Source organism: Spirillospora sp. CA-108201 (assembly GCF_050936235.1).
In the GTDB taxonomy this organism is placed as follows: Bacteria; Actinomycetota; Actinomycetes; order Streptosporangiales; family Streptosporangiaceae; genus Spirillospora.
On sequence record NZ_JBNJNE010000001.1, the window covers coordinates 4,788,359 to 4,810,960 of the forward strand.

Here is a 22,602-nt window from a genome sequence, read left to right on the forward strand (position 1 = left end):
ACACAGCACACGAACCCCCCATCCCCGCCCCAAGGACGACCAGCCTCCGACCCCGGTGAAGGAGCCGCACATGGCAGGGACCCAGACCGAGCCAGGCGGTGACCACCGCGCCCCGCGCGCCCGCCGGATCCCCGCCGCCGCGGCCCGCCGCCGCGGCGCGGGCCTGCTCGCGGCGGCGGTCTCCATCGCCGCCGCGCTCGCGGCCACGATCCTGGCCGTGCACATCGTCTTCGTCGCGTTCGAGGCCAACACCGCCAACGACCTCGTCCGCTGGTTCGGGGACCGGGCCACCGACCTGTGCTGGCAGTTCAAGGACGTCTTCCAGCCGAAGAACCCCAAGGTGGAGGTCGCCGTCAACTACGGCCTGGCCGCCGTCGTCTACCTGGTCGTCGGCCGCGTCCTCGTCGGCCTCGTCCGCCGTCTCGGCTAGCCGCGGCCGGGCAGGTCGTCGCGAGGTCGCTCGCCGGGGTCAGTCGCGGCCGGGGAAGCGGACCTTGTCGAAGGGCCACGCCGTGCCGACCCATTCGCGGACGAAGCCCTCCAGCTCCTTCTCCAGGACGGAGTTCTCCTCGTCCGCGCGCACCCAGAACACCACCACCGCGTCGGAGCCGGGACGGTCCGACGGGGCGACGTGGATGCGGCCGAGCTGCCGCTCCCCGTCCGGCGTGATCACGACGTAGCTGAACGAGCGCCGCAGCTGCCCCTGCTTCTGCAGCCACGCGACGTCGATCAGGGCCTGCTCGAAGGTGAACTCGCTGTCGGGCCAGCCCCATTCGGGCCCGAACCGGCCGGCCAGCCGGTCCAGGCTGCCGATCACGGCGCCGTAGTCCTTCACCACGTCGTGCACGGTGATCGGGCGGATCTGGAAGTCGGGCCCGGCCACCAGCGTGGGCACCACGAAGTCCTCGGGTAGGAAGGCCCCGTCGGCCGCTTTCCGCGGAGACTTGAACATCGCCGACCTTTCCGACGACGCCCCTTCCGGCGACGGGGCGCGGACGATGGAACTCTAGTCGCCGGGCGCCCCGCCGCGAGCGGCATCGCGGATTCGGGCGCGCCGCGCGTGACGCGGGGACCGGCCGCATGAACATGCCTTACTGTTCTTGCGGAGGAATTCATCACCATGACGACATCTACGCGCGACCGCATCGTGTCCGAGTCGCTCCGGCTGTTCGCCGACCGGGGCTACGCGGCGACGTCGGTCGCCGAGATCGAGGCGGCGGCCGGCCTGTCCCCGGGCGCGGGCGGCCTCTACCGGCACTTCCGGTCCAAGGAGGAGGTGCTCTCCTCGGCCATCCGCGAGCACATCGAGCGGACCCGCCGGCAGATCAGCGACGTCCTCACGCAGTCCACCGCCTTCGAGGAGCGCCCGCTCGAAATCCGGCTGCGCATGACGTGCCAGGCCGGTCTGGCCAAGATGCGCGAGGAGCAGGACCTCATCCGGGTCCTGTTCCGCGACCTCGACCAGTTCCCGAACCTGGTGGCGGAGATGCGGGAGGGCATCGTCAACCCGCTGTACGACGGGATCGCCACCTGGCTGGCGGCGCAGCCCGAGTTCGAGGGCTTCGACGAGGACTGGCCGGCGGTCGCGTCCATCCTCGGCGGGGCCGTGGTGAACTACTGGCTCGCGAACGAGGCGATGTACGAGCCGCCCACGCGCATCGACGAGAAGCGGTTCGTGGAGAGCTGGGCCCGCCTCGGCCTCGGGCTGGTGCACCTGGAGCGCACGCCCGCCACCTGATCGCGGCACGCGAGAGTTCCCCACCTCGCGCGGGCCTCTAACCTGGAGGCCCGCGTGCCTGCGGCATGCACGCGACTTAAAGTTGGGGAACGGCATGGAAACGTATGCGGACTGGTTGCGCGCGCGCGGCGACGACGAACTGCGCGCGCTGCTGTCCGCGCGTCCCGAACTGCTCGCCCCCGTCCCCGCCGACCTGACCGCGCTCGCCGCCCGCGCCGCCACGCCCGCCGCCGTGTCCCGCGCGCTCGACCGGCTGGACCGCTTCACCCTCGCCGCCCTGGAGGCACTGCTCGTCCTGCCCGCCCCGGCCGGGCCGGGCGCGCTCGCCGCCGCCCTCGACGCCACCCCCGGGCAGGCCGAGGCCGCGCTCGCCGTCCTCCGCCGGTTCGCGCTGGTCTGGGGGAACGACGCCCCGGTCACGGCGCCCGGCGTCCGGCAGAGCCTGCCGCACCCCGCGGGTCTCGGGCCGCCCGCCCGGGAGGTCTTCGCGGGCTATTCCGCCGAGCGGCTCACCGACCTCGTCACCGACCTGGAGGGGCAGGCGCCGCGCGGCTTCGCCGACTCCGGCCGCCTCCTCACCCGGCTCGCCGGGCTGCTGAGCGATCCCGCCGCCCTGATCGAGGACGCGGGCGCCGAGGCGCGGGCCGCCCTCGACCAGCTCGCGTGGGGCCCGCCGGTGGGGCGGGTCGCCGACGCGCGCCGCCCCGTCCGGCTCGACACCGCGACCACCCCCATCGAGCGGCTCCTGGCGCGCGGCCTCCTCGCCGCCGAGGACGACCGCACGGTCACCCTGCCCCGCGAGGTCGCCCTGCACCTGCGCGGCGGGCGGCTGTTCCGGGACGTCCCCGCCGAGCCGCCGCCGCTCGCCCCCGCGGCCGGACCGCGCCGCGAGGACGTGGTCGTGCGCACCGCGGCGGGCGAGGCCGCGGGCGCCGTCCGGCTCATCGAGGAGCTGCTGGAGCGCTGGGGCCTCGAACCGCCGCCCGTCCTGCGCAGCGGCGGCCTCGCCGTCCGCGACCTGCGCGCCGCCGCGACGCTCCTGGACGTCCCGGAGTGGAAGGCCGCCCTGCTCGTCGAGGTCGCGTACGCGGCGGGCCTGCTGACCCGCAGCGGCGACCTCGACGGCGAGTGGCTGCCCACCCCCGCCTACGACCTGTGGCTGATGCGCGACACCGCCGGGCGCTGGACGGAGCTGGCCCGCGGCTGGCTGAAGTCCGACCGCGCCGCCGGGCTCGCCGGCGACCGCGACGACCGCGACCGGCTCATCAACGCCCTCAGCGAGGCGATGGTGCGCAGCAGCGCCCCGGCCACCCGCCGCGCCGCCCTGGACGTCCTCGCCGGCGCGGGCCGCGGCGTCGCCGTCGGCGAGGACGCCCTCCTCGCCCGGCTGGCGTGGCTGCGGCCCCGCCACGGCGGGCCCGCCCGCGACCGCCTCGTCGGCTGGACGCTCCGCGAGGCCGCCGCCCTCGGCCTCACCGGGTTCGGGGAGCTGGCCCCGTTCGGCCGCGACCTGCTCGCCGGCGACGACCCCGAGCCCGCGCTGGAGAAGTACCTCCCGGAGCCCGTCGACGAGATCCTCGTCCAGGCCGACCTGACCGCCGTCGCGCCCGGCCCGCTGGTCACCGACCTCGCCCGGGAGCTGGCGCTCGCCGCCGACGTCGAGTCCACCGGCGGCGCCACCGTGTACCGCTTCACCCCCGAGTCCGTCCGCCGGGCCCTGGACGCGGGCCGGACCGCCGCCGACGTCACCGACCTGCTCACCCGGCACTCGGCGACCCCGCTCCCGCAGCCGCTCCTCTACCTGATCGACGACGTCGCCCGCCGGCACGGCCACCTGCGCGTCGGCGCCCTGTCGTCCTACGTCCGGACCGACGCGCCCGCCACCCTCGACGAGATCCTCGCCGACCGGCGGGCCGCGCCGCTGCGCCTGTACCGCCTCGCCCCCACCGTCCTGGCGTCCGGGCTTCAGCGCCCCGACCTGCTCGACGGCCTGCGCGCGATGGGCCTCGCCCCGGTCGCCGAGGCGCCCGGCGGCGGCGTGATCGTGACCCGGCCGGACGCGCAGCGCGCCGACCCGCCGCCCACCGCCGAGATCGTCCGGCTCCGCCCCGACGACCGCACCGACGCCTCGATGATCTCCGCGGCCGTGCGGGCGCTGCGCGCCGGCGACGAGGCGTCCCTGCACGGCGCCGAGCACGCCCGGCAGGCCCCGTCCGGCGAACCGCCCCGCTCGCCCGCGATGGCCACCGTCGAGCGGCTCCGCGGCGCCGTCGAGCGCGGCGGCCGCGTCTGGATCGGCTACCTCGACCAGCAGGGGCAGACCTCCAGCCGCATCGTCGAACCCGTCCGCGTCGAGGGCGGCTTCCTCACCGGCTACGACGCGACCCGCGCCGCCGTGCACCGCTTCGCGCTGCACCGCATCACCGGCGTCTCCGAACTCGACGACGCCACCTGAGGACGCCGCCTGAGGACGCCTCGGGCCCACCCGCCGCTGTCCGGAACCGGACGCCGCGAACGACGGGAACCGGCGACCCTCGCATACGGTCCAAACAAGGGTCCATCGGACCGGGTAGCGTGTCCGGGCGAACGGTGCGAGGAGGCTCCCGATGAGCGGCTACGGAGGGCGCCCGCCCTCGGGCTGGGACGACCCCTACGGCGGGAACCAGAACTGGGACGCGGGCGGCGGCTACGGACAGCCGTACGGGCAGAGCTACGGCTACACCCAGCCCGGATACACCCAGCCCGGATACGGCCAGCCCGGATACGGCCGGCCGGGATACGGGTACGGGCCCCCGGGCGTCCCCCACCAGGCCACGAGCAACGGCTCCACCATCGCCGCGCTCGTCTGCAACGCCATCGCGATCGTGCTGTGCTGCAACATCCTGGCCGTCCCCGGCGTGATCACCGCGGCGATCGCCCTCGGCCGTTTCCAGACCGACCCGCGGTCCGCCCGGAGACTGACGATCTGGAGCTGGTCGCTCTTCGCCGCCTCCCTCCTCATCGGCATCGTCCTGCTGATCGTCTACATCGCGTTCGGCGTCATGTCCGAGCCGGACTACAGCACGTCCGAGGGCATCTGACGCGCGCCGCGCCGGGACCCGCCCGCGCCGCCCCCGGCGCCGGCGCGCAATAAAGGCGGCGGCCAGGGCGTTGAAGACCCCAGTCCTCTCCGGAACGCGCGAAGCGCCGCCGCCGCTCGGGTAGCGTGCGGCAGCGGCGCCCTCATCCGGACGAGGCGCCGATCTTCCGAAACCCGACGGGGGCTTCTGCTTTGACCGACGGTCCGCTCATCGTCCAGTCCGACAAGACGCTGCTGCTGGAGGTCGACCACGACCTGGCCGACGCCTGCCGCAAGGAGATCGCCCCGTTCGCCGAGCTCGAACGGGCGCCCGAGCACGTCCACACCTACCGGGTGACGCCGCTCGCGCTGTGGAACGCGCGCGCCGCCGGCCACGACGCCGAGCAGGTCGTCGACACCCTGATCCGGTTCTCCCGGTACCCCGTCCCGCACGCCCTGCTCGTGGACGTCGCCGACACGATGGCCCGGTACGGGCGGCTGCGGCTGGAGAAGGACCCCGTGCACGGGCTCATCCTGTCGTCCTCCGACCGGTCGGTCCTGGAGGAGGTGCTGCGCGCCAAGAAGATCAAGGGCATGATCGGCGACCGGGTCGGCGCCGACGCCGTCGCCGTCCACCCGAGCGAGCGCGGCGCCCTCAAGCAGGCCCTGCTCAAGCTCGGCTGGCCCGCCGAGGACCTCGCCGGCTACGTGGACGGCGAGGCCCACGCGATCTCCCTCGTCCAGGACGGCTGGGACCTGCGCTCCTACCAGAGCGAGGCCGCCTCGGCGTTCTGGCACGGCGGCTCCGGCGTCGTCGTCCTGCCCTGCGGCTCCGGCAAGACCATCGTCGGCGCCGCCGCGATGGCCCGCGCCCAGGCGACCACGCTGATCCTCGTCACCAACACCGTCTCCGCGCACCAGTGGAAGCAGGAGCTGCTGCGCCGCACCTCCCTCACCGAGGACGAGATCGGCGAGTACAGCGGCACCAAGAAGGAGATCCGGCCGGTCACCATCGCCACATACCAGATCATGACGACGCGCCGGAAGGGCGCCTACGCGCACCTGGAGCTCTTCGACGCCCGCGACTGGGGCCTGGTCGTCTACGACGAGGTCCACCTGCTGCCGGCGCCGATCTTCCGGATGACCGCCGACCTCCAGGCGCGCCGCCGGCTCGGCCTCACCGCGACCCTCGTCCGGGAGGACGGCCGCGAGGGGGACGTGTTCTCCCTCATCGGCCCGAAGCGGTACGACGCGCCGTGGAAGGACATGGAGGCGCAGGGCTGGATCGCGCCCGCCGACTGCGTCGAGGTCCGCGTCACCCTCACCGACTCCGAGCGGCTCGCCTACGCGACCGCCGAGCCGGAGGAGCGGTACCGCTTCTGCGCGACGACCGACACCAAGACCAAGCTCATCCAGGCGCTCGTCGACCGGCACCGCGGCGAGCAGACCCTCGTCATCGGCCAGTACATCGACCAGTTGGACGAGCTGGGCGCGCTCCTGGACGCTCCGGTCATCAAGGGCGAGACCCGCATCCGCGAGCGGGAGCGGCTGTTCGAGGCGTTCCGCAGCGGGGAGATCGACGTCCTGGTCGTCTCCAAGGTGGCGAACTTCTCCATCGACCTGCCCGAGGCGTCCGTCGCCGTCCAGGTCTCGGGGGCCTACGGGTCCCGGCAGGAGGAGGCGCAGCGGCTGGGGCGCCTCCTGCGGCCCAAGGCGTCCGGTGCGGGCGCACGCTTCTACGCCGTCGTGGCCCGCGACACCCTGGACCAGGACTATGCCGCCCACCGGCAGCGGTTCCTGGCCGAGCAGGGCTACGCGTACCGGATCGTCGACGCCGACACCGTCCTGGCCGGCGACGAGTTCTGACCACCCGTCGCTCGATCGGCGACGAGTTCCGGCGCCGCAGGGCACGGAAATGAGAAAGGCCCCGCCGGTAACGGCGGGGCCTTTCTGCAAAATATGTCCGGCGGCGTCCTACTCTCCCACACGGTCCCCCATGCAGTACCATCGGCGCTGAAGGGCTTAACTTCCGGGTTCGGGATGGGACCGGGTGTTTCCCCCTCGCCAAAACCACCGAACGTCTCAACGCACCACCCCAAAGGGGTGGGCAAATCCACGTTCGAACCATTCGGCTCGACATTCACTTATCAACACGGGTTCCCGGTTGTTTCCTGGGAACCACACAGGGACGCGAACAACTCACACAGCGACTCACTCTGAACGTTCAGTGTGTTCAAGCCACTCGGCCTATTAGTACCGGTCGACTCCACACGTTACCGCGCTTCCATCTCCGGCCTATCAACCCGGTCGTCTACCGGGGGCCTTACACCCACAAAGGGGTGGGAGAACTCATCTCGAGGAAGGCTTCCCGCTTAGATGCTTTCAGCGGTTATCCCGACCGAACGTAGCCAACCAGCCGTGCCCCTGGCGGGACAACTGGCACACCAGAGGTTCGTCCGTCCCGGTCCTCTCGTACTAGGGACAGACCCTCACAATTCTCCTACGCGCACAGCGGATAGGGACCGAACTGTCTCGCGACGTTCTAAACCCAGCTCGCGTGCCGCTTTAATGGGCGAACAGCCCAACCCTTGGGACCTACTCCAGCCCCAGGATGCGACGAGCCGACATCGAGGTGCCAAACCATCCCGTCGATATGGACTCTTGGGGAAGATCAGCCTGTTATCCCCGGGGTACCTTTTAGCCGTTGAGCGACACCACTTCCACACGTAGGTGCCGGATCACTAGGCCCTGCTTTCGCACCTGCTCGACACGTCCGTCTCACAGTCAAGCTCCCTTGTGCCCTTGCACTCGCCACCTGATTGCCAACCAGGCTGAGGGAACCTTTGGGCGCCTCCGTTACATTTTGGGAGGCAACCGCCCCAGTTAAACTACCCACCAGGCACTGTCCCCCACCCGGATACACGGGTGCGGGTTAGACGCTCAAAACGACCAGAGTGGTATTTCACCAATGACTCCACCCAAACTGGCGTCTGAGCTTCAGAGTCTCCCACCTATCCTACACAAGACGCTCCAAGCGCCAATGCCAAGCTATAGTGAAGGTCCCGGGGTCTTTCCGTCCTGCTGCGCGAAACGAGCATCTTTACTCGTACTGCAATTTCGCCGGGCCTGTGGTTGAGACAGCGGGGAAGTCGTTACGCCATTCGTGCAGGTCGGAACTTACCCGACAAGGAATTTCGCTACCTTAGGATGGTTATAGTTACCACCGCCGTTTACCGGCGCTTAGATTCTCAGCTTCGAAGGAACAAGTCCCCCTAACCGGTCCTCTTAACGTTCCGGCACCGGGCAGGCGTCAGTCCGTATACAGCGTCTTACGACTTCGCACGGACCTGTGTTTTTAGTAAACAGTCGCTTCCCCCTGGCCTCTGCGACCCCACCCAGCTCAGACAGAAAATGCCATCACCAGGCAAGGTCCCCCTTCTCCCAAAGTTACGGGGGCAATTTGCCGAGTTCCTTAACCACAGTTCACCCGATCGCCTTGGTATTCTCTACCTGACCACCTGAGTCGGTTTGGGGTACGGGCCGCCGGTACACTCGCTAGAGGCTTTTCTCGGCAGCATGGGATCACTCACTTCACCTAAAACGGCTCGGCATCAGCTCTCAGGATACGCGAGAGACGGATTTACCTGTCTCTCTCCCTACAGCCTTACCCCGGGACAACCATCGCCCGGGCTGAGCTACCCTCCTGCGTCACCCCATCACTCACCTACTACCCCCTCGGGTCCCACGCTCCCCATCCACCAGGCCCGAAGGCCCAAAGAACAGTTCGGGTGGTTAGCATCAGAAGGTTCAGCGTTGGCGCATACCAGCGGGTACGGGAATATCAACCCGTTGTCCATCGACTACGCCTGTCGGCCTCGCCTTAGGTCCCGACTTACCCTGGGCGGATTAGCCTGCCCCAGGAACCCTTGGTCATCCGGCGCACACGTTTCTCACGTGTGATTCGCTACTCATGCCTGCATTCTCACTCCCGCACCCTCCACCCCTGGGTCACCCCGAGGCTTCACCGGATACAGGACGCTCCCCTACCCATCAACACTTACGTGTCAATGCCACGGCTTCGGCGGTGTGCTTGAGCCCCGCTACATTGTCGGCGCGGAATCACTTGACCAGTGAGCTATTACGCACTCTTTCAAGGGTGGCTGCTTCTAAGCCAACCTCCTGGTTGTCACAGCAACTCCACATCCTTTCCCACTTAGCACACGCTTAGGGGCCTTAGCCGATGATCTGGGCTGTTTCCCTCTCGACTACGAAGCTTATCCCCCGCAGTCTCACTGCCACGCTCTCACTTACCGGCATTCGGAGTTTGGCTGACGTCAGTAACCTGGTAGGGCCCATCAGCCATCCAGTAGCTCTACCTCCGGCAAGAAACACGCGACGCTGCACCTAAATGCATTTCGGGGAGAACCAGCTATCACGGAGTTTGATTGGCCTTTCACCCCTAACCACAGGTCATCCCCCAGGTTTTCAACCCTGGTGGGTTCGGGCCTCCACACCGTCTTACCGGCGCTTCACCCTGCCCATGGCTAGATCACTCCGCTTCGGGTCTACAGCATGCGACTAAAAACGCCCTATTCAGACTCGCTTTCGCTACGGCTACCCGCCACCGGTTAACCTCGCCACACACCATAACTCGCAGGCTCATTCTTCAAAAGGCACGCCATCACCAACAACAACCCCGAAAGGTCGCTGAGGAGGCTCTGACGGCTTGTAGGCACACGGTTTCAGGTACTATTTCACGACCCCTCACCGGGGCACTTTTCACCTTTCCCTCACGGTACTGGTCCGCTATCGGTCATCAGGAAGTATTCAGCCTTACCACGTGGTCGTGGCAGATTCACACGGGATTTCACGGGCCCCGTGCTACTCGGGAACACACCCAGAAGCCACTCAAATTTCGTCTACCGGACTCTCACCGTCTACGGTCGGCCATCCCAAGCCATTCGACTATCCGAGCAGTTTATAACTCCTCGGCCCAGCGGCAGCTGGACCAGGGTGGTCCCACAACCCCGCACACGCAACGCCTGCCGGCTATCACACGCGCACGGTTTAGGCTCCTCCGCTTTCGCTCACCACTACTCACGGAATCACTATTGTTTTCTCTTCCTGCGGGTACTGAGATGTTTCACTTCCCCGCGTTCCCACCAACCTGCCTATACATTCAGCAGGCGGCGACACCCCATGACGAGTGCCAGGTTTCCCCATTCGGAAATCCCCGGATCAAAGTCTGGTTGCCGACTCCCCGAGGCATATCGCAGGCTCCCACGTCCTTCATCGGCTCCTGATGCCAAGGCATCCACCGTATGCCCTTAAAAACTTGAACACACAAAACGATCAGAACAAATCGCAGATAAACAACAAACCCACAAAAGACTCGAAAGTCCCTCGCGAATCCGTCATCTACCAGAGATGCTCGCGTCCACTGTGCAGTTCTCAAAAAACAACCGGGCCCACCAAAACCACACCCCAACCAAGAGGTGCGGTTCTGGTCCCGCAATCCGAGGTCACCCGGGCTCGCGCCCGTTCCCTCAGGACTCAACAGCGTGTTCAGCCTCCCAGCCGCCCGGAGCTCACCTTTCCCACTCCCCGAGGTCACCCCCGAAGCGGTACTAGCTGAGCCGCACGGCCAGCAGACTGAGTAGCCAGTGCTCCACATCTATGAGCAGCCACCTGACAGACATTCGCTGTCAACAGCAGCCACCGACCGGAATCCCTCTCACGAGGCGACCCGGCCAGTTGATGCTCCTTAGAAAGGAGGTGATCCAGCCGCACCTTCCGGTACGGCTACCTTGTTACGACTTCGTCCCAATCGCCGGCCCCACCTTCGACCGCTCCCCCCACAAGGGTTGGGCCACGGGCTTCGGGTGTTGCCGACTTTCGTGACGTGACGGGCGGTGTGTACAAGGCCCGGGAACGTATTCACCGCAGCGTTGCTGATCTGCGATTACTAGCGACTCCGACTTCACGAAGTCGAGTTGCAGACTTCGATCCGAACTGAGACCGGCTTTAAGGGATTCGCTCCACCTCACGGTATCGCAGCCCTCTGTACCGGCCATTGTAGCATGTTTGCAGCCCAAGACATAAGGGGCATGATGACTTGACGTCATCCCCACCTTCCTCCGAGTTGACCCCGGCGGTCTCCCATGAGTCCCCACCCGAAGTGCTGGCAACATGGAACGAGGGTTGCGCTCGTTGCGGGACTTAACCCAACATCTCACGACACGAGCTGACGACAGCCATGCACCACCTGTCACCGGCCCAAAAGGACCCACCATCTCTGATGGTTTTCCGGCGATGTCAAGCCTTGGTAAGGTTCTTCGCGTTGCGTCGAATTAAGCAACATGCTCCGCCGCTTGTGCGGGCCCCCGTCAATTCCTTTGAGTTTTAGCCTTGCGGCCGTACTCCCCAGGCGGGGCGCTTAATGCGTTAGCTGCGGCGCGGAATCCGTGGAAGGACCCCACACCTAGCGCCCAACGTTTACGGCGTGGACTACCAGGGTATCTAATCCTGTTCGCTCCCCACGCTTTCGCTCCTCAGCGTCAGTACAGGCCCAGAGAACCGCCTTCGCCACCGGTGTTCCTCCCGATATCTGCGCATTTCACCGCTACACCGGGAATTCCATTCTCCCCTACCTGCCTCTAGTCTGCCCGTATCCACCGCAGACCCACGGTTAAGCCGTGGGCTTTCACGACAGACGCGACAAACCGCCTACGAGCTCTTTACGCCCAATAATTCCGGACAACGCTTGCGCCCTACGTATTACCGCGGCTGCTGGCACGTAGTTAGCCGGCGCTTCTTCTGCAGGTACCGTCACGTTAGCTTCGTCCCTGCTGAAAGAGGTTTACAACCCGAAGGCCGTCATCCCTCACGCGGCGTCGCTGCGTCAGGCTTCCGCCCATTGCGCAATATTCCCCACTGCTGCCTCCCGTAGGAGTCTGGGCCGTGTCTCAGTCCCAGTGTGACCGGTCGCCCTCTCAGGCCGGTTACCCGTCGTCGCCTTGGTAGGCCATCACCCCACCAACAAGCTGATAGGCCGCGAGCCCATCCCCAACCGAAAAACTTTCCACCAACACCCCATGCGGAGGCTGGTCACATCCGGTATTAGACCCAGTTTCCCGGGCTTATCCCAGAGTCAGGGGCAGGTTGCTCACGTGTTACTCACCCGTTCGCCGCTCGAGTACCCCCGAAGGGGCCTTTCCGCTCGACTTGCATGTGTTAAGCACGCCGCCAGCGTTCGTCCTGAGCCAGGATCAAACTCTCCATCAAGGTCACACGACCAGCCAGGGGGCGAACCCCGACCAGCCAAACCTCAGGAAACAATCCCAGCATCGCCACCTCAAACGAGGTGACATTGCCTCAAAGAAATCCCCACCACCCCCGAATAAACGAGAGCGGCACGGGGCGACCCGGCCAAAACATGGCCGAGCCGATAAAGGCACTGGCTTTTAACACGCTGTTGAGTTCTCAAGAAACGGACACCCACCGCGCTGGATCCGCTTTCGCGTTTCCCGCCCCGGGGCGACTCGTCTTACTTTATCAGTTCCGCTCGGACTGTCAATTCCGAGCTTTTCCGATATGCCATTCCGGATCCGCTTGCGCGGTTCCTTCCCGGCGATGTCGCTATTTCATCAGATCCGGGCCGATTGTCAAATCGAACCTTTTCCGACCCATCACAACGAAGCGGGCACGACGAAGCCGCGTCAGCTGATCGAGGATGGTTCCCCCGGGCCGGCCGCCGTGAGGCGTCCCGCACTCCCGTGGGGCGAAGTGAACAGTATGCCCAAGACGAGGGGACGTCAAACCGGCGCGCACGCTTCAATGGCGCCGGTTCACCCGACCGGTCCGCCCGGGGCCGCCACGGCACCCGAGCTACCTCGGGTTTTGTCCTGCTTCACCCCGCGCGAACCGCTCGAACATCGCATTCGCGCGGCCGAGGTTTCTTTTCGGCAACGGCGACCGTTCGGCGTTCCTCAGGGCTTGGCCAGGTAACCGCCGACGAACAGCACTCCCTCGGCGACGACCCAGGCGAAGGCCGCGACGGTGAGGGTCACGTCCAGCCGGCGGGGCCTGCGCCGGACTCCCGGCATCGACCAGGCGGTCACGGCGACGACCGCGGCGATGACGGCCACGGGTGCCGAGAGCCGCACGGCGTCGTCGAAACGGGCCCCGCATCCCGGGTCGCGGGCCTCGTCCTCACCGCAGAAGGCGGCTTCGCCCCACCCCCCGAGGGCCGAGAAGGCCCAGAGGGCGGCCAGCGCGCAGTTCGCGATCGTCGGTATCACCGGCGAGATCCACCAGCCGCTCGGACGCCCGGGCATGGCCTGCACGACCGGAACGTACCTCGGCTCGGCGGAGCCGGGAACCCTTCCATCGGGCGACCGGCCGCCCGGTCAGGTGATCTCTTTGGCCTCGTGCAGGTTCATGTCCATGACGATGGCCGTCATGACCGCCATCGTCCGCAGCGGTTCCCGGACCGGGTCGGCGATCTCCACCGAGTACCGGTCGGCCGTCGTGAGCAGGTGGGTGGCGAGGCCCGCCCACTTCTTGCGGACGTGCGCGACCTTGCCGCCGTCGGCGTCCTTCACCTCGAAGTTGTTGCGCGGCACGTCCACGTCGATCGTGCCGATGAGCGTCCCGTCGTCGTCGTAGATGACGTAGCGGCGGCCGACCCTCTCGGTGACGAAGGAGCCGACGCGCTCCCCGTCCGGCCGGAGGATCTCGGTGTACTCCCGGCCGCTCTGCTTGTCCACGACGTACAGGGGGTCGCCCTCGGGCGTCGTCAGAAGGACGGCGCGGGCGTCGAGGTTCGACTTGCCGGGGAACAGGCCGCGCATGACCGCGGAGTCGCCCTGGTCGTCGGTCGGCGCGGCGATCGCGAGGACGGTCCCGTCATCGTCGAGCACCTTGTACCGCGACTTGGCGAACGGTCCCCTGCGAGGCTGTTCGACCCTGAGCACCGGGGAGCTGAACACTTCGCTCACGTGTTCTCCTGCCTCGTGGCCGCCTCGGCGACCGCCTCACTGTCCACCTTGCCGGCGTCCACACCCTCGGTGGGACGCCTTCCAACCGGCGATCCTGCCAAGCGCCGGGCCCGCAGGGGAAGCACTTTGCGCGCCCGTCTCCGCCCGCGGCGGCCGCCCGGTCCGCGCCCGGCCCACTGACCTGCACCGGCGGCGGCGGAGGTGGCCGTCCGAGAAACATTCTTCTTTCGGCCCGGCGCGCCCCGAACATCCCCGGGGACATCCCGGGGACGCGGAAAGGGGCGGCCCCCGAAGGAACCGCCCCTCTCACACGCACCCGGAAGTGCGAACCGCGGACTCGCTCAGAAGTCCATGCCGCCGGCGTCGGGCATGCCGCCCGCCGGGGCCGGGTTCTTCTCCGGCTTCTCGGCGATGACGGCCTCGGTGGTCAGGAACAGCGCGGCGATCGACGAGGCGTTCTGCAGCGCGGACCGGGTCACCTTGGCCGGGTCGAGGATCCCCGACTCGAACATGTTGACGTACTCGCCGGTGGCGGCGTTCAGGCCCTCACCCGGGGTGAGGTTGCGGACCCGCTCCACCACGACGCCGCCCTCAAGGCCGGCGTTGACGGCGATCTGCTTCAGCGGCTCCTCGAGAGCGCGCTTGACGATGTTCGCACCGGTGGCCTCGTCGCCCGCAAGCTCCAGCTTGTCGAACGCCTTGGTGCCGGCCTGCAGCAGCGCCACGCCACCGCCGGGGACGATGCCCTCCTCGACCGCGGCCTTGGCGTTGCGGACGGCGTCCTCGATGCGGTGCTTGCGCTCCTTGAGCTCGACCTCCGTCGCGGCGCCGGCCTTGATGACCGCGACACCGCCCGCGAGCTTGGCCAGGCGCTCCTGGAGCTTCTCGCGGTCGTAGTCGGAGTCGGTGTTGTCGATCTCGGTACGGATCTGGTTGACCCGGCCCGCGATCTCGTTGGCGTCACCGGCGCCGTCCACGATGGTGGTCTCGTCCTTGGTGATGACGACCTTGCGGGCGCGGCCCAGCATCTCGGTCGTGGTGTTCTCCAGCTTGAGACCCACGTCCTCGCTGATGACCTGGCCGCCGGTCAGCGTGGCGATGTCGCCCAGCATGGCCTTGCGGCGGTCGCCGAAGCCCGGCGCCTTCACGGCCACGGACTTGAAGATGCCCCGGATCTTGTTGACGACCAGGGTGGCCAGGGCCTCGCCCTCGACGTCCTCCGCGATGATCAGCAGCGGCTTGCCGGACTGCATGACGCCCTCGAGAACGGGCAGCAGGTCCTTGTTCGCCGACGCCTTGCCCTGAACGATCAGGATGTACGGGTCCTCGAGGACCGCCTCCATCCGCTCGGGGTCGGTCACGAAGTAGTGCGAGATGTAGCCCTTGTCGAAGCGCATGCCCTCGGTCAGTTCGAGCTCCAGACCGAAGGTCTGGCTCTCCTCGACCGTGATGACGCCTTCCTTGCCGACCTTGTCCATCGCCTCGGCGATCATCTCGCCGATCTGCGGGTCGCCCGCGGAGATGGAGGCCGTGGAGGCGATCTGCTCCTTGGTCTCCACGTCCTTGGCGAGCTTGGACAGCTCCTCGCTCACCCGCTCGACCGCGGCCTCGATGCCGCGCTTCAGCGACATCGGGTTCGCGCCGGCGGCCACGTTGCGCAGACCCTCGCGCACCAGCGCCTGGGCCAGCACGGTGGCGGTGGTGGTGCCGTCACCCGCGACGTCGTCGGTCTTCTTGGCTACTTCCTTGACGAGCTCCGCGCCGATCTTCTCCCACGCGTCCTCGAGCTCGATCTCCTTGGCGATCGACACACCGTCGTTGGTGATCGTGGGAGCGCCCCACTTCTTCTCCAGCACGACGTTGCGGCCCTTGGGACCAAGGGTCACCTTCACGGCGTCGGCGAGCTGGTTCATGCCGCGCTCGAGACCGCGACGGGCCTCCTCGTCGAACGCGATCATCTTTGCAGCCATAGGCTCCAGTCCTCCCGGAACAAGGTGGCTTAGACGGATCGAGCCGACGCCCGCGACGGACGGCCTCGCCGACGACTTCCATTCCGCCGCCGGCCTGAGGCCTCATCGCCCCGACCCATGACTGTGTGAAGTTGTCACTCTCCACAGCAGAGTGCCAATGTTTGTTTAGCACTCTACCCCGTCGAGTGCAAGCGCCGTGCATCCTCGCCCGGCCAAGTTCGATCAACCTGGCCGGACCCGGCCTGACCTGCGCCCGGACGGTCCGAGGTCCGTCCGGCGCGTGTCGCCGCGGTGCACCGCTGGTGGTCGTGTGATGGCCGCCGCGTGCTCGGCACGGGCCGCCATGCTCACCGCGAGGACACCTCCGTTGTTCCGGAGCGCCAGGCAAGCATGGCGGAGGTCGTGGATCGCTCGGCGAGCGGTACGACGAGCCGGGCGGGGTGGCACGGCCGTCCCGTACCGGTCGTACGGCGAGGCCGATCTCGTCCGTTCAGAAGCGAAGCGGCCCCCGTGAGGGCCGCTTCGATCGTTGGAGCGTTCGCGATCAGGCTTGAGCTTCGCCTTTGGGATCACCGTACGGCGGAGGCGCGTCCACGGCCACGCGGTGGCCCGGTGACAGCGGCCCTGAGCGGTGGGAGCGACGCCCGGCGGGCGCCGGCGGGTGCGGAACGACCGCCGGGACGCCGGAGGTCATGGCGAACCATCCGGCGCGAGACGGGCGTTTCGCTCGCTGCCGGGATCGCGCGGGGGGCGCGCATTCATCGTCCGGGTGTCGGGTGCCATTGCATCGGCGGCGGTCCGTGGCGCCTTTTCCGAGGAGCCTTGTTCGTAGCCGGACATTGATGCCGCTTCATTCGATGCGGCGTCGTTTGCGGCGGCCCGGTGCACTGGGGTCACCACGGCCCGATGGGCCGCTTCTGTGGAGTATGGCGAATGGTGAGGATGTTCTTTCGTACCCGGGCAAAGGGCCGCCGCAAACGGGTCCGGACATTGGGCGGCCGCTCCGGCGTCGATGCGTGACCGGGCCGGAGCGGCCGTGGTGCTTCGAGCTCTGTCAGGAGCCGTGGTTCACTTCTTGGTGGACTCCTGCTCGGGGCCCTCGACCGCGTTGATCACGGTGTTGTGCTTCCCGCCGTAGAGGCGGGTGGAGATGGGACCGGTGATCGTCGCGCTGTTGCCGGCGTAGACGTTCGAACGGTGCGACCCGCTGAGGTTCGTGAAGATCGCGTCGCCCGGGCCCTCCTCGCTGTTGACGACGGGGCCGTTCTGGCCGACGGTCGCCTTCTTGACCGCGAAGATCTTCACCGGCTTGGGGTGGTCCCCCGTGGTGGCCAGCCGCTGCCCGGCCTGCGGAGCGTTGGCGTCGGCCTGCTGCTCCGGCGCGGCCTGCTGGGCGTCCTGCTGCGGGGCAGCCTGCTCGGCACCCTGCTCCGGCGCGGCCTGCTGCGCGTCCTGCTGCGGGGCAGCCTGCTCGGCACCCTGCTCCGGCGCGGCCTGCTGCGCGTCCTGCTGCGGGGCAGCCTGCTCGGCACCCTGCTCCGGCGCAGCCTGCTGCTCGCCCTGCTGCGGAGCGGCCTGCTGCGCGTCCTGCTGCGGGGCAGCCTGCTCGGCGTTCTGCTGGGGAGCAGCCTGCTGCTCGCCCTGCTGCGGGGCGGCCTGCTCGGCGCCCTGCTCCGGCGCGGCCTGCAGGGACTCCTGCTGCGGAGCGGCCTCCTGCTTCGGAGCGGCCTGCGCCTGCGGAGCAGCCTGCTGCTCGGCCGCCTGGTGCTCGGCCCCCTTGGCCAGAGCGATCTTGGTGGCCTCCTGCTCGGAGCCCTCGACGCTGGTGACGGCCGTGTTGTGCTTCCCACCGTGGAGCTTGGTGGTGATGTCACCGGTCTTCACCGACTTGTTCCCGATCACCGGCGCCGCCTTGGGCGACTTGGAGATGTCGGTGTAGATCAGGTCGCCCGGGCCCTTCTCGGTGATGTACGAGGGGCCGTTGTGGCCCACGTACGCCTTCTCCACCTTGTAGAAGTTGATGTCGGCCATGGCCGAGGGAGCCGCGAGGACGGCCGCTCCCATCGTTATGCCGGTCACGGCCATCGTGCGCAAAATGCGCTTCATGCCTTTCCTCACTCTCGTATGCCGATCGGCGCCCCACGGAGCGCCACTCCGGGATCAATCTTCCAGGAGGCGGCCACCGAGAAACCCAAGTGGAGGAGAGGTGGTGATCAAGATCAAAGCCGGGAAACTGGCGCTGACCCAAGTTTTATCCATACTCTTTTGGACGGGCGTGAACGAACAGTCACCCAATCCGGCATCCACCAGGGCAATGCCCTTCCAAAGAAGGGGGAATCGGCCAGATGTGAAAGGAAAAGCCCCGGCACGGTGGACGTGCCGGGGCGTGCGGGACGAGACGGGCGTCAGCCGCCCGCCACCGCGGGGATGATGGAGATCTGGGCGCCCTCGGGCGTCGGGGTGTCGAGGCCCTCCGCGAAGCGGACGTCCTCGTCGCCGACGTAGACGTTCACGAAACGGCGGATCTTGCCCGCGTCGTCGAGGATGCGGGCGGATATGCCGGAGTAGCTGGCCTCAAGGTCGGCGACGACCGCGCGCAGGGTCGCGCCCTCGGCCTTCACCTCGGACTCGCCACCGGTGTAGGTCCGCAGGATCGTCGGGATACGGACGGACACGCTGCTCATGCTGCTCCTTCGTTCTCAGGCGAGGCCCGCGGCGCGGAACGCCTCCAGGGACGGGGCGATGTTCGCCGACGGCGCGACGACCGGGGCGACGGCGTCGAGCGTCTTCAGGCCGTCCCCGGAGTTGATGATCACGGTCTCGGCGCCGGGGTCGAGCGCGCCGGCCCCGACCAGCTTGCGGAGGGTCGCGACGGTGACGCCGCCGGCCGTCTCGCCGAAGATGCCCTCGGTGCGGGCCAGGAGCCGGATGCCCTCGACGACCTGCTCGTCGGTGACGTCCTCGACGGCGCCGCCGGTGCGGCGGGCGACGTCCAGGACGTAGGGGCCGTCGGCGGGGTTGCCGATGGCGAGGGACTTGGCGATCGTGTCGGGCTTCACCGGGCGGATGACGTCATGGCCGGCCTTGAACGCGGCGGCGACCGGGTCGCACCCGGCGGCCTGGGCGCCGAAGACGCGGTAGGGCTTGTCCTCGACCAGGCCCAGCTTGATCAGCTCCTGGAACGCCTTGTCGATCTTGGTGAGCTGGGAGCCGGACGCGACCGGCACGACGATCTGGTCCGGCAGCCGCCAGCCGAGCTGCTCGGCGATCTCGTAGCCGAGCGTCTTGGAGCCCTCGGCGTAGTACGGGCGGACGTTGACGTTGACGAACGCCCAGTCCTCCTGCTCGCCGGCGATCTCGGACGCGAGCCGGTTGACGTCGTCGTAGTTGCCGTCGACCGTCACGAACGTCCCGCCGTAGACGGCCGTCGTGATGATCTTCTGGGACTCCAGGTTCGACGGCACGAACACCGCGCTGCGGATCCCGGCGCGGGCCGCCGCCGCGGCGACGGCGTTGGCGAGGTTCCCGGTGGACGGGCAGGCCAGCACCTTGAACCCCAGCTCGCGGGCGGCGGCGAGCGCGACGGCGACGACGCGGTCCTTGAACGAGTGGGTCGGGTTGCCGCTGTCGTCCTTCACCCACAGGCTCTGCAGGCCGAGGCTCTCCGCGAGGTTGTCGGCGCGGACGAGACGGGTCAGGCCCGGCTCGGTGTTCGGCGTGTCGGCGACGCCCGGCGGGACGGGCAGCAGCCCGCGGTACCGCCAGATGTTGCGCGGCCCGGACTCGATGGCCTCCCGTGTGACGCCGTCGAAGTCATAGGCGATCTCCAGGGGGCCGAAACACTCGTCACAGGCGTAGAAGGGTCCGAGATCGCGGGTCGAGCCGCATTCGCGGCAGACGAGAGCGGTAGCCGGTCCGAGGTCCGTGGCAGGCGTGAGTGCCATGAGGGCGAGGCCTTTCTCCCCATCTTCCCTGCGCCACCTTGGTCGCAGGCCGGAGTTGGCACCATCTCCCGGCCGGCCTCGCAGGATCGCGACGCGCCACAGCCGGGTGGTTGCCGGGGCTTCGCAGGGCCGGTCCCTCCACCCCTCTGGATGAGCGGTATTCAGTTGTGCGGAGGCTGAGCTGGAAGACCGGCCCGTCGGCCACTGTGCTCCCAGCACCCCTCTGGATGAGCGGTATGCAGTTGTACTAGCGCGAGCGCTTTGAGCTCGTATGCGTGACTTTACATGAACTGACCGGATGCCAGACAGGTGGGTCCAGCGAGTGAGACGTTACCCGGCGGAGGTCTTGATCACGCGTTGGGTCGGATCGAGGAACACGTGCCGGACGGTCGGGACGCGCTCCCGGAGCCGCCGGTCGATCTCGCCGGCGACGTCCTCGGCCTCGTCGGCGCTGATGTCGTCGGAGAAGTGCACCTTCGCGGCGACGAGGAGCTGCTCGGGGCCGAAGCGCATGGTGAGCAGTTCGTCCACGCCGGTCACTCCGGGCGCGCCGCAGATCCCGGCGCGGATCTCGCGCTGCTCGGCGGGGTCGGCCGCCCGGCCGATGAGCAGGCCCATGCTCTCCCGGCCGATCGAGAAGGCGAGCACGACCAGGAGCACACCGATGAGGGCGGACGCGAGCCCGTCCCAGAACTCCGACCCGGTGGCCTGGCGCATCGCGAGCCCGCCCGCGGCGAGGGCGAGGCCGGCCATCGCCGCGGTGTCCTCGAACAGCGCGGTCTTGAACGTCACGTCGGGCGACTTGCGGACGTGCTCGACCAGGTCGCGGTCGCTCTCGCGCGTCTCCTTCCTGGCCTGGTAGAAGGCGCGGATCCACGACGTCCCCTCCAGCACCGCGCCGAGGCCGAGGACGGCGTAGGCGAGCCACACCGTCGTCCCGCCGCCGCCGTGACCGGTCATGGTCAGGATGCCTTCGAAGATCGAGAACCCGGCGCCGGCCACGAAGATGCCGAACGCGGCGAGCAGCGACCACACGTACCGCTCGTTGCCGTATCCGAAGGGGTGGCGCCGGTCGGGGGGCCGCTCGCTGCGCCGGAGCGAGGTGTAGAGAAAGCCCTGGTTGAGGGTGTCCGCCACCGAGTGCGCGCTCTCCGCGAGCATGGCGCTGGACCCGGCCAGCAGGCCGGCGAACAGCTTGGTGATCGCGAGGATGAGGTTCGCCGCACCGGCGACGAGCACGGTTTTCGTCGTCTCGGACTTGCTCATTGCCGCCGGTTACCCCCTGGGCGGATGACTAATCGGGCGGAACGGGCAGAAGCGCGGGCGATGACGCGGGCGATGACGTCCACCTCGCGGGTCCCTTTGATGCGCCTCGGCCGCAACTGAGACCCTTCCGGTATGAGCCAAGTGCTGGTGGCCTCGAACCGGGGGCCGGTGTCGTTCTCGCTGTCGGACGACGGCGGGCTCACCATGCGGCGCGGGGGCGGCGGACTCGTCTCCGGCCTCGCCTCCGTGACGGGCGCCCCGCGCGACCCGGGACCGCCGCGCCCGGCCGGGACGGGGCGCGAACCGTCCGCCGGCGGCGCGGACGTCCTCTGGGTGTGCGCGAGCCTCGGCGACGCCGACCGCACGGCGGCGCGCAGCTCCCCCGACGGGCGCCTCGACCTCGCCGGCTACGAGACCGGCGGCGCCGCGGTGCGGATGCTCGACATCCCGGCGGCCACGTTCGACCGCGCCTACAACGGCGTCGCCAACTCGACGCTGTGGTTCGTCCACCACCTGCTGTACGACACCCCGCGCAGCCCGCACTTCGACGCCCGCTCCCGGCGCGACTGGCAGTCCTACGAGGCGTACAACGCGGCCTTCGCGGACGCCCTCGCGCGGGACGCCGCCCCGGGCGCGAAGGCCGCGATCCAGGACTACCACCTGTCGCTGGCTCCCCGGATGCTGCGCGACCGGCGTCCCGACCTGAAGATCGTGCACTTCTCCCACACGCCCTGGGCGCCGCCGGAGTACTTCCGGCTGCTCCCGGACGACATCGGCGCCCAGATCCTTCTCGGCATCCTCGGCGCCGACCACGCCGGCTTCCTCACGGAGCGGTGGGCGTCGGCCTTCCTCGACTGCTGCGAGCTGCTGCCGGGCGCCCGCGTCGACCGCGCGGCCCGCACGGTCTCCTGCCCGGGCCACACCACGCGCGTCGGCGTGCACGGCCTCGGCGTGGACGGGACGGCGCTGCGCGAACGCGCCGCCGAGCGGGACGTCGTCGAACGCGCCGCCGCGCTGCGCGAGCAGGTGGGCGACCGCAAGCTCATCGTGCGGGTCGACCGGACGGAGCTGTCCAAGAACATCGTGCGCGGGCTCGCCGCGTACCGGGAGCTGCTCGTCAACCATCCCGAGTGGCGCGGCCGGGTCGTGCACCTCGCGTTCGCCTACCCGTCCCGCTACGACCTGCCCGAGTACCGGGAGTACACCGAGGCGGTCCGGCGCACGGCCGAGCAGATCTCCGACGAGTTCGGCACGGCCGACTGGGACCCGCTGATCCTCCAGCTGAGCGACGACTACCCGCGCTCCCTCGCCGCCTACGGCCTGGCCGACGTCCTGCTCGTCAACCCGATCCGGGACGGCATGAACCTCGTCGCGAAGGAGGGGCCCGTCCTGTCGCGGCACGGCTGCGCGCTCGTGCTGTCACGCGAGGCGGGCGCGGCCGCGGAGCTGTCCGACGACGCGCTGATGGTCAACCCCTACGACGTGTCGCAGACGGCCGAGGCCCTGCGCCAGGCGCTGCTGATGCCGCAGGCCCGGCGGGCCGAACGCTGCGCCCGCCTCGCCGGCGCCGCGACCGCGCTCCCGCCGCAACGCTGGTTCGCCGACCAGCTCGCCGCGCTCGACTGAC

General features: G+C 68.6%; 14 protein-coding genes, 3 rRNA genes and 1 riboswitch. Of the genes, 6 read left to right on the forward strand and 11 right to left on the reverse strand.

Annotated features, from left to right (window positions below):
- Nucleotides 1–70: 70 nt before the first annotated feature.
- Nucleotides 71–430 (forward strand): hypothetical protein, encoded by a 360-nt coding sequence (locus ACQEU6_RS23060; protein WP_499334850.1) that lies wholly within the window; start codon nucleotides 71–73, stop codon nucleotides 428–430.
- 39 nt (nucleotides 431–469) lie between these two features.
- On the opposite strand, the gene ACQEU6_RS23065 is transcribed toward ACQEU6_RS23060, so the two are convergent.
- The gene (locus tag ACQEU6_RS23065) at nucleotides 470–952 is read right to left on the reverse strand and encodes a GNAT family N-acetyltransferase (protein ID WP_499334851.1); all 483 of its coding nucleotides are present in this window, start codon (nucleotides 950–952) and stop codon (nucleotides 470–472) included.
- A 168-nt stretch (nucleotides 953–1,120) separates the two neighbouring features.
- Between ACQEU6_RS23065 and ACQEU6_RS23070 the strand changes: the two genes are divergently transcribed.
- From ACQEU6_RS23070 to ACQEU6_RS23085, 4 genes are all read left to right on the forward strand, one after another.
- The gene (locus tag ACQEU6_RS23070; protein WP_499334853.1) at nucleotides 1,121–1,738 is read left to right on the forward strand and encodes a TetR/AcrR family transcriptional regulator; all 618 of its coding nucleotides are present in this window, start codon (nucleotides 1,121–1,123) and stop codon (nucleotides 1,736–1,738) included.
- A 94-nt stretch (nucleotides 1,739–1,832) separates the two neighbouring features.
- Nucleotides 1,833–4,193, forward strand: coding sequence for a helicase-associated domain-containing protein (locus ACQEU6_RS23075; RefSeq protein WP_499334855.1), 2,361 nt, complete (start codon nucleotides 1,833–1,835; stop codon nucleotides 4,191–4,193).
- A gap of 151 nt (nucleotides 4,194–4,344) precedes the next feature.
- Nucleotides 4,345–4,818: a hypothetical protein gene (locus ACQEU6_RS23080; protein WP_499334857.1), complete on the forward strand. Its 474-nt coding sequence runs from the start codon at nucleotides 4,345–4,347 to the stop codon at nucleotides 4,816–4,818.
- Between the two features lie 191 nt (nucleotides 4,819–5,009).
- Nucleotides 5,010–6,662, forward strand: a complete 1,653-nt coding sequence (locus ACQEU6_RS23085; protein WP_499334859.1) for a DNA repair helicase XPB — start codon at nucleotides 5,010–5,012, stop codon at nucleotides 6,660–6,662.
- A gap of 95 nt (nucleotides 6,663–6,757) precedes the next feature.
- Here the strand turns inward: ACQEU6_RS23085 and rrf are convergent.
- From rrf to ACQEU6_RS23135, 10 genes are all read right to left on the reverse strand, one after another.
- Nucleotides 6,758–6,874: ribosomal RNA gene (gene rrf, locus ACQEU6_RS23090) — 5S ribosomal RNA — on the reverse strand.
- A gap of 151 nt (nucleotides 6,875–7,025) precedes the next feature.
- Nucleotides 7,026–10,137, reverse strand: a 23S ribosomal RNA gene (locus ACQEU6_RS23095).
- A gap of 427 nt (nucleotides 10,138–10,564) precedes the next feature.
- Nucleotides 10,565–12,080: ribosomal RNA gene (locus ACQEU6_RS23100) — 16S ribosomal RNA — on the reverse strand.
- Together the 16S, 23S and 5S rRNA genes form the textbook arrangement of a ribosomal RNA operon.
- A 704-nt stretch (nucleotides 12,081–12,784) precedes the next feature.
- The gene (locus ACQEU6_RS23105; protein WP_499334861.1) at nucleotides 12,785–13,141 is read right to left on the reverse strand and encodes a hypothetical protein; all 357 of its coding nucleotides are present in this window, start codon (nucleotides 13,139–13,141) and stop codon (nucleotides 12,785–12,787) included.
- 63 nt (nucleotides 13,142–13,204) lie between these two features.
- The gene (locus tag ACQEU6_RS23110) at nucleotides 13,205–13,795 is read right to left on the reverse strand and encodes a phospholipid scramblase-related protein (protein WP_499334862.1); all 591 of its coding nucleotides are present in this window, start codon (nucleotides 13,793–13,795) and stop codon (nucleotides 13,205–13,207) included.
- A gap of 341 nt (nucleotides 13,796–14,136) precedes the next feature.
- Complete coding sequence (groL, locus tag ACQEU6_RS23115; protein ID WP_173397473.1) at nucleotides 14,137–15,765, reverse strand: chaperonin GroEL; 1,629 nt, start codon at nucleotides 15,763–15,765, stop codon at nucleotides 14,137–14,139.
- Between the two features lie 1,068 nt (nucleotides 15,766–16,833).
- A complete protein-coding gene (locus ACQEU6_RS23120; RefSeq protein WP_499334864.1) occupies nucleotides 16,834–17,871 on the reverse strand; it encodes a hypothetical protein in 1,038 nt (345 codons plus the stop codon).
- Nucleotides 17,872–18,170: 299 nt separating this feature from the next.
- Nucleotides 18,171–18,449 carry a MoaD/ThiS family protein gene (locus ACQEU6_RS23125; RefSeq protein ID WP_149262935.1) on the reverse strand — a complete coding sequence of 93 codons (279 nt, stop codon included), beginning with the start codon at nucleotides 18,447–18,449 and terminating at the stop codon, nucleotides 18,171–18,173.
- A 15-nt stretch (nucleotides 18,450–18,464) separates the two neighbouring features.
- Nucleotides 18,465–19,709 (reverse strand): threonine synthase, encoded by a 1,245-nt coding sequence (gene thrC / locus ACQEU6_RS23130; protein WP_499334868.1) that lies wholly within the window; start codon nucleotides 19,707–19,709, stop codon nucleotides 18,465–18,467.
- A 16-nt stretch (nucleotides 19,710–19,725) separates the two neighbouring features.
- A riboswitch (SAM riboswitch) is annotated at nucleotides 19,726–19,866 on the reverse strand.
- 173 nt (nucleotides 19,867–20,039) lie between these two features.
- On the reverse strand, nucleotides 20,040–20,975 hold the full coding sequence (locus ACQEU6_RS23135) for a cation diffusion facilitator family transporter (RefSeq protein ID WP_499334870.1): 936 nt from the start codon (nucleotides 20,973–20,975) through the stop codon (nucleotides 20,040–20,042).
- 132 nt (nucleotides 20,976–21,107) lie between these two features.
- On the opposite strand from ACQEU6_RS23135, the gene ACQEU6_RS23140 reads away from it, so the two are divergent.
- Nucleotides 21,108–22,601 carry an alpha,alpha-trehalose-phosphate synthase (UDP-forming) gene (locus ACQEU6_RS23140; protein WP_499334873.1) on the forward strand — a complete coding sequence of 498 codons (1,494 nt, stop codon included), beginning with the start codon at nucleotides 21,108–21,110 and terminating at the stop codon, nucleotides 22,599–22,601.
- Nucleotide 22,602 lies beyond the last annotated feature (1 nt).

Coding starts and splice junctions, on each gene's coding strand:
- ACQEU6_RS23060 (WP_499334850.1), top strand. CDS start 71: ATGGCAGGGACCCAGACCGAGCCAGGCGGTGACCACCGCGCCCCGCGC.
- ACQEU6_RS23065 (WP_499334851.1), bottom strand. CDS start 952: ATGTTCAAGTCTCCGCGGAAAGCGGCCGACGGGGCCTTCCTACCCGAG.
- ACQEU6_RS23070 (WP_499334853.1), top strand. CDS start 1,121: ATGACGACATCTACGCGCGACCGCATCGTGTCCGAGTCGCTCCGGCTG.
- ACQEU6_RS23075 (WP_499334855.1), top strand. CDS start 1,833: ATGGAAACGTATGCGGACTGGTTGCGCGCGCGCGGCGACGACGAACTG.
- ACQEU6_RS23080 (WP_499334857.1), top strand. CDS start 4,345: ATGAGCGGCTACGGAGGGCGCCCGCCCTCGGGCTGGGACGACCCCTAC.
- groL (WP_173397473.1), bottom strand. CDS start 15,765: ATGGCTGCAAAGATGATCGCGTTCGACGAGGAGGCCCGTCGCGGTCTC.
- ACQEU6_RS23120 (WP_499334864.1), bottom strand. CDS start 17,871: ATGAAGCGCATTTTGCGCACGATGGCCGTGACCGGCATAACGATGGGA.
- ACQEU6_RS23125 (WP_149262935.1), bottom strand. CDS start 18,449: ATGAGCAGCGTGTCCGTCCGTATCCCGACGATCCTGCGGACCTACACC.
- thrC (WP_499334868.1), bottom strand. CDS start 19,709: ATGGCACTCACGCCTGCCACGGACCTCGGACCGGCTACCGCTCTCGTC.
- ACQEU6_RS23135 (WP_499334870.1), bottom strand. CDS start 20,975: ATGAGCAAGTCCGAGACGACGAAAACCGTGCTCGTCGCCGGTGCGGCG.
- ACQEU6_RS23140 (WP_499334873.1), top strand. CDS start 21,108: ATGAGCCAAGTGCTGGTGGCCTCGAACCGGGGGCCGGTGTCGTTCTCG.